The sequence below is a fragment of the Pseudomonas brassicae genome, from assembly GCF_010671725.1.
GTDB classification, from domain to species: domain Bacteria; phylum Pseudomonadota; class Gammaproteobacteria; order Pseudomonadales; family Pseudomonadaceae; genus Aquipseudomonas; species Aquipseudomonas brassicae.
In genome coordinates, this window is the sequence record NZ_JAAHBU010000162.1 from 1 (window position 1) to 10,614 (window position 10,614).

7 protein-coding genes and 4 pseudogenes are annotated in these 10,614 nt (G+C 63.8%); 4 read left to right on the plus strand and 7 right to left on the minus strand.

Features of this window, described 5'->3' with window-relative positions; genetic code table 11:
* Positions 1-23: 23 nt before the first annotated feature.
* Positions 24-2,095, minus strand: a pseudogene (locus G3436_RS12970) (AsmA family protein).
* Positions 2,096-2,250: 155 nt separating this feature from the next.
* On the opposite strand from G3436_RS12970, the pseudogene G3436_RS12975 reads away from it, so the two are divergent.
* From G3436_RS12975 to G3436_RS12990, 4 genes and pseudogenes are all read left to right on the plus strand, one after another.
* Positions 2,251-2,475 (plus strand): annotated as a pseudogene (locus G3436_RS12975) (hypothetical protein); the annotation flags it as partial.
* Positions 2,476-2,593: 118 nt separating this feature from the next.
* Entirely contained in the window at positions 2,594-3,226 is a 633-nt protein-coding gene (locus G3436_RS12980; protein WP_163945509.1) for a TetR family transcriptional regulator, read from the plus strand.
* 147 nt (positions 3,227-3,373) lie between these two features.
* Positions 3,374-4,483 (plus strand): AGE family epimerase/isomerase, encoded by a 1,110-nt coding sequence (locus G3436_RS12985; RefSeq protein ID WP_163945512.1) that lies wholly within the window; start codon positions 3,374-3,376, stop codon positions 4,481-4,483.
* 107 nt (positions 4,484-4,590) lie between these two features.
* Positions 4,591-4,830 carry a hypothetical protein gene (locus tag G3436_RS12990; protein WP_163945515.1) on the plus strand — a complete coding sequence of 80 codons (240 nt, stop codon included), beginning with the start codon at positions 4,591-4,593 and terminating at the stop codon, positions 4,828-4,830.
* Between the two features lie 11 nt (positions 4,831-4,841).
* Here G3436_RS12990 and G3436_RS12995 read toward each other — a convergent pair whose 3' ends face one another.
* The 6 genes and pseudogenes from G3436_RS12995 to G3436_RS13020 form a co-directional block, all read right to left on the minus strand.
* Positions 4,842-5,606, minus strand: coding sequence for an SDR family oxidoreductase (locus G3436_RS12995; protein WP_163945518.1), 765 nt, complete (start codon positions 5,604-5,606; stop codon positions 4,842-4,844).
* Positions 5,607-6,303: 697 nt separating this feature from the next.
* On the minus strand, positions 6,304-7,020 hold the full coding sequence (locus tag G3436_RS13000; protein WP_163945521.1) for an ABC transporter ATP-binding protein: 717 nt from the start codon (positions 7,018-7,020) through the stop codon (positions 6,304-6,306).
* A pseudogene (locus G3436_RS13005) lies at positions 7,017-7,891 on the minus strand (ATP-binding cassette domain-containing protein). Before G3436_RS13005 ends, G3436_RS13000 begins: the two are co-directional and overlap by 4 nt.
* The gene (livM, locus tag G3436_RS13010) at positions 7,888-9,171 is read right to left on the minus strand and encodes a high-affinity branched-chain amino acid ABC transporter permease LivM (protein ID WP_163945523.1); all 1,284 of its coding nucleotides are present in this window, start codon (positions 9,169-9,171) and stop codon (positions 7,888-7,890) included. The pseudogene G3436_RS13005 and the gene livM overlap by 4 nt, the downstream one beginning before the upstream one ends.
* A gap of 2 nt (positions 9,172-9,173) precedes the next feature.
* Positions 9,174-10,088, minus strand: a complete 915-nt coding sequence (locus tag G3436_RS13015) for an ABC transporter permease subunit (RefSeq protein ID WP_163945525.1) — start codon at positions 10,086-10,088, stop codon at positions 9,174-9,176.
* Between the two features lie 163 nt (positions 10,089-10,251).
* Positions 10,252-10,614, minus strand: a pseudogene (locus tag G3436_RS13020) (ABC transporter substrate-binding protein); the annotation flags it as partial.

Consider the following 10,614-nt stretch of genomic DNA (forward strand, 5'->3'; position numbering starts at 1 on the left):
GCTGGCTTGCCAGCGAAGCTCTTTCAGCGAGCTTTCACGGTCTTGGGCGCCTTGCCTGCCTTCATCTGCTCCAGCAACGGCGTGCACTGGTTCGGCTCACCCCCACTGGGCGCCACCAATGCCAGCAACCCGGCCGCCGGTGCCACCGCAACGGCCAACGCAACCATCCCCGCCCCACGCAACGCCAGCGGCACCGCCTGCACCCCGGCACTGGGCTTGGCGAACGGCCCCCGCACATACAGGGGCGAGCGCAGCGAGAACAGGCGCAGGCCCTTGGACTCAGGGTTGATCTTCAGATCCAACTGCTCGGTGGCGAAGTTGGCCGTGCCATCGATGTAGATGATCGCGTTCTCGGTGTCGAACACGAACAGACGGGTACTGGCCAGGCCATCCTTGATGCCGAAGTCCGCCGCCGCGCAGTTGATCTTCACCTCATTGTCGCCAAATAGCTTGCCGACCACGTAGTTGCCCACGTTGAGCCCGGCAATCTCCATCAGCCCGCGGCTGATCGCGCCGTCGTTGATCAACAGCTTCAGTTCGCCGTTGGAACTGCCCAGCAAGGCCGCCACCGAGTTGCCACGGCCACTGATGTCGCGTCGCCGTTGAGCGCGCCGAAGCTGGTCTTCATCGGCTCGAAGGTGGGGAACAACTGCTTGAGCTTGAAGTTGCGCGCCGTCAGCCGGGCGCGGCCCTGCATCGGTACCACGCGGCCATCGAGGCGGATCTGCGCATCGAGCTTGCCACCGGCCACGCCGAAGCTCAGCGGCTCCAGGCGCAACACGCCATCGTCGAGCACGACATGCGCGTTCAGGTCCTTGAACGGCAGCTCCTCGCTGTGCACGATGCGCTTGCCGCTGAAGGTGACGTCTGCATCCATGGCCCGCCAGCGTTCGGTACGGAATTCTTCCACCGGCAGCACCTTGCCCGCAGGCTGTTTGCTGGCGCCGCCACGGGCTTTCTGTTCGGCATTCGAGTCGGCACCGATCAACGGCCCGAGGTCCTTGAACAGCAACTGGTTGGACACCAGCTTGCCCGTGAGCCTGGGTCGCGGCTGGCTGGCGACGAAGGCCAGGTCGCCATGGATATCGCTGTCGCCGATCTTGCCGTTGAAGCCTTCGTAGCGAAACAACGCGCCACCCGGCTCGTGCAGCTTGGCGATCAGGTGGCCGTCGGTGGCGTAGGCCGGCGAATCAGGCAAGGTCACGCCGGTCAGCGGGTACAGGTTGCCCAGGCTGGCACCCGCCAGGCGCAGGCGCAGGTCCAGCGCGCCGAGGTTGCGCGGGTCGGTCAGGGTGCCGGCTACCGCGATGCGGGTATCGGCGATGCGCAGGTCGGCCTGCAGCGGGAACGGCAGGCTCGCATCCTGCAGCGCCAGCAAGCCGCCGATCTTGCCGGTGCCGCTGAGTGGCTGGCCCTTGTAGCGGCCGTCGACCTTGAGCGCAAAGGCGTAGTCCTGGGGCGCAGCGCCCGCTGTGGCAGCCTTGTCGGCCGAGGCCTTGCCGACGATGTCGCGGTAGGCGATGGGCTTGCCCAACGGATCGATCTGGACCTTCACAGCGGTCTTGAGGGTCTGGTCGTCCAGGCTCACCTGGCCCTTGTCGAAACCGATGGCGCCGATGTCCAGCACCCACTTCGACGGTGCTGCGTTCTCGTCCTTGGCCCCGACGTCGAACGTCCAGTTGGCACGCCCGTCGGCCAGGCGCTTGAGGCTGGCGGCCGGCAGGCTCAGGTCGATGCGCGGGATGACGATGCGCTGGGCCAGCAACGGCAAGGGCGCCAGGCGGAACTCGACCCGCTGCAGCGTGACCATCTGCGGCTCTTTGAGCCAGTCGGGGTTGCCCAGGGTCAGGTCGTCGGCAATGAATCGCGGCCACGGCAGCCAGGCGCGCCAGCCACCCTCTTCGGGTTCGCGCTGCCAACGCACGGCGAGGTTGCCGTTGATCGCAAAGGGCCGGTGCAGGGCTTCAGAGACTTTTTCGTTGAGGGTCGGCTTGACCCGGTTCCAGTCAAAGGTGGCGATGACGATGACCAGGACCGCCAGCACCAGCAGCAGGCTGGCGAGGGTCCAGGAAATGATCTTGGCGGGGCGCGTCATTGCACGAATCTCCTGATGACAGCAGTGGCACTTAACAGCTGGGACTATCAACGCCGTCGATTGTTACCATTATGTTTATGAACTTTTCTATCTGACGCCCAAGCGTAGCATTGGCCCCGTACCCACTTTCCAGCCCTCCCAAGGAGCGCCAGACCATGAAACGCCAATTGCTGCTCAGCCTTACCCTGTCCCTGCTGGCCGTCAACGCTTTCGCCGTACCGGCAACCGAACAGAACCTGTCTGCCGAGGCCCGCGACAGCGCCACAGTCACTTCCCAGCCGCTCGGCAGCCTGGCCGAAGGCGGTTCTGACCGCCTGATCGAACGTAGCAAACGCGTGGCCGAAGGTGGCTCGGATCGCCTGCGTGAACGCAACAGCCGGTCGAGCTGAGCCTGTGCGCCAGCGTGGCGGCACCAAGCCCGGTGCATTGACCGGGCTTTGTTTTTACCTGCCGACACAATAAAGTGCAGGGCTGTTTGACTGTGAACCGATACTCGCCATGCTGCCGCGCGCTGAACAAAAGCAACAGACCCGACAGGCCCTGCTGGATGCCGCCCGCCACCTGATGGAAAGCGGCCGAGGCTTCGGCAGCATCAGCCTGCGCGAAGTGGCCAGGAGCGCCGGCATCGTGCCGACCGGGTTCTACCGCCACTTCACCGACCTGGACCAACTGGGCCTGGCCCTGGTCAACGAGGTCGACGAGACCTTTCGCCAGACCATCCGCCTGGTGCGCCACAACGAATTCGAGCTGGGTGGCATCACCGATGCGTCGGTGCGCATCTTTCTCGATGTGGTGGCAGCCAACCGCGCGCAGTTCCTGTTTCTGGCCCGCGAGCAGTACGGTGGTTCGCAGCCGGTGCGCCAGGCGATTGCCAGCTTGCGTGAAGCGATCAGCTCGGACCTGGCCGCCGACCTTGGGCGCATGCCGCGCTGGCAGCACCTGGACGAGGCAGCGCTGGGGGTGATGGCGGACCTGGTGGTCAAGACCGTATTCGCCACCCTGCCCGAGTTGATCGACTCGCAGGATGAGCCGGCGGCGGGGCAATTGAGCGCGCAGGCCAAGATCACCCAGCAGTTGCGCTTCATCTTTGTTGGTGCCAAGTACTGGCAGGGGCTCGGGAATATCGGCTGACCCCTTCGCTGGCAAGCCAGCTCCCACAGGGTTCTGCGCTGCTCACAATACCCTGTGGGAGCTGGCTTGCCAGCGAAGGGGCCCTCAAGCCGAACCGCAATTCCTGCTACCATGCGCCACAAACGCCCATCGCGACGACGCCTCTCCATGCCCGACCTTCGTACCGCCCAGCCTGACCTCCCAGCCCTGCTCGACAGTGTCCAGCAGCACTTCGCCCAGCGCATCGTGCCGCTCTGGCAAGGCCCGGGCTGGAACGCAGACATGGCGCTGCCATTCGAAGCCCTCGACGCACAGCACCAGCCCCTGCCGGTGCAGCGCTACCGCGCGATGGCCTGCGCGCGCCAGCTGTACCTGTTCAGCAGCCGCATCGAGCAGCCCGGCGCCGCCGAGCGTGCTGGCGCCCTGCTGCGTACGCTGCAACGCCACTTCCACGACGCCGAGCACGGTGGCTGGTTCTACAGCATCGACGCCCAGGGCAAGCCGCTGGACCGTACCAAGGATCTGTATACCCACGCCTTCATCGTGTTCGCCTGCGCGCACTACTGGGGCAAGGTGAACGAGCCGATGGTCGAGTCGACCTTGAATGCCGCCCTCGAAGTGGTACTGGAACGCTTTGCCAGCGACGAGGGCCTGTACGAAGCGAGCCTGGCCGAGGACTGGTCGAGCCTGGGCAGCGGGCCGTTGCAGAACCCGCTGATGCACCTGGCCGAAGCCTTCCTGGCGACCCTGTCGGTACGCCACGACGTGCGAGTGCAGGACGCACTGCTGCAGCTCACCGATGCCCTGCAGGCACGCTTCATCGACCCGGCCCACGGGGTCATGCTGGAAAAACCGCGCGAGGCTGTGGATAACTGGTTCGAGCCAGGCCATCAGTTCGAGTGGTTCTACCTGCTGGAGTCCTCACCGCTGCTGCGTGGCAGCGCGCTGCACGGCTCGCTGAGCCGGGCGTTCGGCTATGCCGAGCAGTGCGGTGTGAAAGACGGCGCGGTGCTGGCGATGCTCAATGTCGATGGCAGCGTGCGCGATGCCACCCAGCGCATCTGGGCCCAGGCCGAGTACCTGCGCGCACTGACCTTGCGGCCCGACAGCGCGGGCAAGGTGCTGGCGCAGTTGCACGCCTTGCAGCAGAATTTCCTGCATGCCGGTGGCTGGCATGAATGCCGCGACGCCAGCGGCGCGGTCAGCCGGCACGATATGCCATCGACCACCCCGTATCATCTGGCGACCTGCCTGGAAGGCTTGCAGCGCGTCGTCTGACGCCCTGGCGGCGAAGGGGCCACTCGCCCCACCTGTCATTTATGCCAGTATCCGCCAAAGCAGCAGCTTGCTAGATTCGGCGCTCCAGTCACGCAAGGAGCGCCACCATGGACCTGAGCAAACTGATCGCAGACACCGCCGACTACCAAAGCATCAGCAAACCCGACAAGCAGGCCTTTACCAAGGCCAAGCACGACTTCTACCTGAGCCTGCAGCGCATTCTGGAGAAGAAAGCCGACCATGCCGACGCCGGGCTGCACGATGCCATCAATGACCTGCTCAAAGAGCAGGGGCTGCTCCAGACCAAGCACTACTACGATGGCCTGAAAACGGCCCCTGCGCAGTAGGCCAGCGGGCCTCACGCCTTCGAACGATCGATCGAGAACCCCGCCCACGCCTGGCTCACCGGCATCAGCTCGAGGCTGTTGATGTTGATGTGGGCCGGCTGGTTGAGAATCCAGAAGATGGTCTCGGCGATGTCCTGCGGCTGAATCGGCTCGGCGCCGGCGTAGGTCGCGTCATAACGGGCCTGGTCGCCAGCAAAGCGCACCAGCGAGAACTCGCTTTCGCACAGCCCCGGCTCGATGTTGCTCACCCGCACGCCGGTGCCCTGCAGATCACAGCGCAGGCTCCGGGAGAACTGCCCGACGAATGCCTTGGTGCCGCCATACACATGGCTGCCCGGGTACGGGTAGTTGCCCGCCACCGACCCCACGTTGAGAATCGTCGCGCCCCGCCCATGGGCGATCAGCCGCGGCAGCAACAGGCGGGTGCTGTACATCAGGCCCTTGATGTTGGTGTCGACCATGGTTTCCCAGTCGTCCAGATCGCACGTGGGCGCAGGGTCCGCGCCCAGCGCCAGGCCGGCGTTGTTGATCAGCCCGCGCAGCTTGGCGAAACGTGGCGGCAGCCCTTCGATGGCCGCTTCCATGGCCTTGCGGTCGCGCACATCGAGCACCAGGCCGTGCACTTCGGTGTGTTGCGACAGCTCTGCACACAGCGCCTCCAGGCGCTCCTGGCGCCGACCGGTCAGCACCAGCGACCAACCCGCCTGGGCGAAGCGACGCGCACAGGCCTCGCCAAAACCGGACGTGGCGCCGGTGATGAATACGGTGGAAGTCATGGCAATATCCTCGCGAATGTCATGGGACGACAGGGCGTGCAGCATGCCCCGCCAGCCAAGTGCGCAGCAAGCCGAAAATCAACTGTACAAAAAACGAACAAACCTTGGAAAGCCTTGCTGCACAAGGCCCCGCGCAAGCTGTACGCACCTTATCCACAGGCCTTTGCACACAGACTGGGGGCAACTGCGCAACGCTGGAGGCCGCGACTTTCGGGGGTTGCTGCGGGGTTTTGCAAGTATTTAGCTTGACCTGGAGCGGGTCATTTGAACAACGGCGCCGAGCACGTCGACAAAGGATAACGTCGGTGATGGCCCGAGGCCTTGAACTACGGCCCCTGCGCCACTCTTTCCAAGGCTTGCCCACAGACTTATCCACAGGCCTTGAAGCACCTTGGCCAGGGAAATGACGCCCCGATAAAAGCCTTGACAAATAGGCTTGCAGGCGTCAGAAAAACCACCGATCAAAAAATGAACAGCAGGCTGCAAGCCTTATGTTACGTGGCCTGCAGCCAGGTACTACCAAGTTACCCACAGTCACCTCCACACGAAACGGGGACAACTCCAATACCCGTGAAAACAAGTGGTTGGAGCGACGTTGTGTCGCGCCACTTGCACAGCTTCAAATAACTTTTCCACAACGCCGCGCAGGCCCATAAAAAAGACCCCGGCAAGCCGAGGTCCGTTGCGCTACGTGCCGTCAGTGCCCGCCCAGGTACGCGTTGCGCACCTCTTCGTTCACCAGCAACTCCTGCCCCGTACCGGTCATGCGGATCTGCCCGTTGACCATCACATAGGCACGGTCCGATAGCTTCAACGCATGGTTGGCGTTCTGCTCCACCAGAAAGATGGTCATGCCGGTCCTGGCCAATTCGCGCAGCGTCGAGAAGATCTGCTTGACCACGATCGGCGCCAGCCCCAGCGACGGCTCATCCAGCAGCAACAGCTTGGGCCGGCTCATCAGCGCACGGGCAATCGCGAGCATCTGCTGCTCGCCACCGGACATGGTCATCGCCCGCTGGTTGCGCCGTTCCTTGAGCCGCGGGAACAGCTCGAACATGCGCTGCATGTCTTCAGCGGCAAACTTGTCGCCAATCGGGATGGTGCCCATCATCAGGTTTTCTTCCACCGACATGTCGGGGAACACCCGGCGCCCCTCCGGCGACTGCGCAATGCCATTGGAGGCGATGTAGTGCGAGGACTTGTGGGTAATGTCGGTACCGCGGTAGAGGATCTGCCCCGACGCCGCACGCGGCTGGCCGAAGATCGACATCAGCAACGTCGACTTGCCCGCGCCATTGGAGCCGATCAGGCTCACCGTCTCGCCTTCGTCGATGTGCATCGAGACCTTCTTCAAGGCCTGGATCGGCCCGTAGAACACGTCCAGGTCCTTCAGTTCGAGGATCGGCCCACTCATACCAGTTCCTCTTCGTCAGCACCCAGGTAGGCCGCGATCACCGTCGGGTTGTTGCGAATGTCCTGCGGCGCGCCTTCGGCGATCACGTTGCCGTGGTCCAGCACCACGATATGGTCGGAAATGCTCATTACCATGCCCATGTCATGCTCGATCAGTACCACCGTGAGGTCATGCTCGTCGCGCAGCACGCGGATCATCTTGCTCAACGCCTCGGTCTCCTGCGGGTTGAGGCCCGCCGCCGGTTCGTCGAGGCAGATGATCTGCGGCCGCGTGCACATGGCCCGGGCGATCTCCAGGCGCCGCTGCTGGCCGTACGACAGCTCGCCGGCCAGGCGGTTGGCGCAGTCGACCAGGTCGACCACTTCCAGCCAGTAGAAGGCATGGTCCAGCGCGTCGCTCTCGGCCTTGCGGTAGGCCTTGGTGTTGAGCACCCCGGCCAGCAGGTTGCGGTTGACCCACATGTGCTGGGCCACCAGCAGGTTCTCTACCACCGACATTTCCTTGAACAGACGAATGTTCTGGAAGGTGCGCGCCAGCCCCGCACGGTTGACCAGGTGGGTACCGCCGAACATCTTGTAGTACAGCCGGCTGGCGAAACGTGCCGGCGACACGAAGTCGCCGCCTGGAAGCGCTCGCCCAGCAGCTGGATCACGTTGGTGCGGCTGCCGCGCAGGTTGAGTTCGATCCTGCCGCCACTGGCCTTGTAGAAGCCGGTGAGGCAGTTGAACACGGTGGTCTTGCCCGCGCCGTTGGGCCCGATCAGGGCGAAGATGGCGTTACGCTTGACCTTCAGGCTCACGTCACTGAGCGCCTTGATGCCACCGAACTGCATCATCAGGTTGTCGACCGACAGAATCACTTCGTCGCTCATGGCGCCACTCCTTTACGCGGGACCACACCGGTACGGCTGATGCGGATCAGCCCCCGCGGTCGCCAGATCATCATCAACACCATCAGCACGCCGAACAGCAGCACGCGGTACTCGGAGAAGCTGCGCAGCAGCTCCGGCGCCACGGTCAGCACGAACGCGGCAATCACCACCCCGACCGTCGAGCCCATGCCGCCCAGCACCACGATGGCCAGGATCAGTGCCGACTCGAAGAAGGTGAACGAGGACGGGTTGACGAAGCCCTGGTAGCTGGCGAAAAACACCCCGGCCAGGCCTGCGGTGGACGCGCCGATGGTGAACGCCGAGAGCTTGACCAGCACGTGGTTCAGGCCCATCGAGCGGCACGCGATCTCGTCTTCGCGCAGCGCCTCCCAGGCGCGCCCGACCGGCATGCGGGTGAGCCGGTGCTTGATGTAGAGCACCGCCAGCACCACCAGGAACAGCACGATGTAGATGAACAGGAATTTCACGTTGGGGTTGTAGTCCAGGCCGAAGAACTCGTGGAACGGCACCCCGCCGTCCTTGGCCCGGCGCCCGAATTCCAGGCCGAAGAACGTCGGCGAAGGCACCGGCATGCCATTGGGCCCACCGGTGAACGACAGCCAGTTGTTGAGCACCAGGCGGATGATCTCGCCAAAGCCCAGGGTCACGATGGCCAGGTAGTCACCGTGCATCCTCAGCACCGGGAAGCCGAGGATGCACCCGGCCAGCGCCGCCGCAATCGCCGCCAGCGGCAGCACCGTCCAGAAGCCCAGGCCCAGGTACTGGTAGCCCAGCGCCAGGCCATAGGCACCAATGGCGTAGAACGCCACATAGCCCAGGTCGAGCAGCCCGGCCAGGCCCACCACGATGTTCAGGCCAAGGCCCAGCAACACGTAGATCAGCCCCAGGATCACCACGGTGAGCAGGTATTTGTTGGCGAAGAACGGGAACACGATGGCGATCACGATCAACGCCGGGATGATCCAGCGCAGCCGCGACGTGTAGTCCGGCGCCAGTACATGCACGCCGGAGCCGGTGCTCTCGAAGCCCTGCAGGATGGCCGCGCCCTTGCTGGTCTGAAGGAACAGGCTCAGCGCGAAGCGCCCCAGCATCACCCCGGCCACCAGCCAGGCGACGCGGGTGGGTTGCAGGTTGAAGCTGTAGCCGTCGAGCACCACGCCGACGATGGGGCCGAACACGATCAGGGAAATCAGCCCGGCAAGAACCGCATCGACCAGGCTGCGCTTGATATCGAAGGAAGCGTTATTGGCAGCAGACATACTTACACCTTCGCCACGAGTGGGCGACCCAGCAGGCCTTGGGGACGGAAGATCAGGATCAGCACCAGCAGCGAGAAACTGAACACGTCTTTGTAGTCGGAGTTGATCATCCCGGCGAACAGCGACTCGGAAATGCCCAGGATGATGCCGCCCAGCATCGCCCCGGGCAGCGAGCCGATGCCGCCCAGCACCGCGGCGGTGAAGGCCTTGATGCCGATGATGAAGCCGGCATAGAAGTCGAAGGTGCCGTAGTTCATGGTGATCAGCACGCCGGCCAGGGCCGCCATCACCGCACCGATGATGAACACGTAGGAAATCACCCGGTCGGTATTGATGCCCAGGATCGAGGCCATCTTGCGATCCTGCTGGGTGGCACGGCACATGCGCCCCAGCTTGGTGAACTTGATGATGTAGGTGAGCGCCGCCATGCCGACGAAGGCCGCCACCAGGATGAAGATCTTGGTGTAGGTCAGTTGCACGAAGCCGGTGCCCACTTCCAGGCGCCAGGCGCCTTCGAGCAGCGTGGGTACGCCCTGTTGGCGGGCGCCCTGGCTGATCTGTGCGTAGTTCTGCAGGATCAGCGAAATGCCGATGGCACTGATCAGCGGTGCCAGCCGGGTGGAGTTGCGCAGGGGCTTGTAGGCGATGCGTTCGATGGTCCAGCCGTAGACACCGGTGACCACCACCGTGAAGATCAGCGTCCCGAGCATCAGCAGCGGGAAGGATTCGATACCGAAATACGCCAGCAATGCCAGGCTGATTGCCGCCAGGTAGGCGGAAATCATGTACACCTCGCCGTGCGCGAAGTTGATCATGCCGATGATGCCATAGACCATTGTGTAGCCGATGGCGATCAGACCATAGACCGACCCCAGGGTCAGCCCATTGATCAGTTGCTGCAGGAAAATACCATCCATAACGCAATCTCACGTATTTGAGATTGCACAAGCGCCGACCACGTTGCACCGCGGATGAAGCGGCCCAAGCGGCGCCGGGTTGTGCAGATCTACGAGAAAAGACAGGTACGGCAGAAAACCGGGGCGCGCCCCGGGCAGCGAAGGCCCGAGGCGCCGGCCGTTGTTATTTTTGTTTTTCCAGTTGGTGGTACTTGCCGTCCTTGTCCCACTGGTAGACCACGTAGTCGGAAACCGTCAGGTCGCCCTTGGCGTCCCATTTCTTCTCGCCCATCACGGTTTTCACCGGGTTGGCCTTGAGCCACTTGGCGGCCTCTTCGCCCTTGGTCGACTTGGCCCCGTTGAAGGCCGCAGCCAGCGCCTGGACCGACGCATAGGCATACAGGGTGTAGCCTTCGGGCTCGGTGCCGGACTTGCGGAACTCGTCCACCACCGCCTTGCTGTCGGGCAGCAGGCGCGGGTCGGCACCGAAGGTCATGTACACGCCATGACGAACTTGGCGCCCCCGGCGGTGGCCACCAGTTCGTCG

Bases quoted from the DNA above. Each gene is read 5' to 3' on its own strand.
- G3436_RS12980 (WP_163945509.1), top strand. From the start codon at position 2,594: ATGCTGCCGCGCGCTGAACAAAAGCAACAGACCCGACAGGCCCTGCTG.
- G3436_RS12985 (WP_163945512.1), top strand. From the start codon at position 3,374: ATGCCCGACCTTCGTACCGCCCAGCCTGACCTCCCAGCCCTGCTCGAC.
- G3436_RS12990 (WP_163945515.1), top strand. From the start codon at position 4,591: ATGGACCTGAGCAAACTGATCGCAGACACCGCCGACTACCAAAGCATC.
- G3436_RS12995 (WP_163945518.1), bottom strand. From the start codon at position 5,606: ATGACTTCCACCGTATTCATCACCGGCGCCACGTCCGGTTTTGGCGAG.
- G3436_RS13000 (WP_163945521.1), bottom strand. From the start codon at position 7,020: ATGAGTGGGCCGATCCTCGAACTGAAGGACCTGGACGTGTTCTACGGG.
- livM (WP_163945523.1), bottom strand. From the start codon at position 9,171: ATGTCTGCTGCCAATAACGCTTCCTTCGATATCAAGCGCAGCCTGGTC.
- G3436_RS13015 (WP_163945525.1), bottom strand. From the start codon at position 10,088: ATGGATGGTATTTTCCTGCAGCAACTGATCAATGGGCTGACCCTGGGG.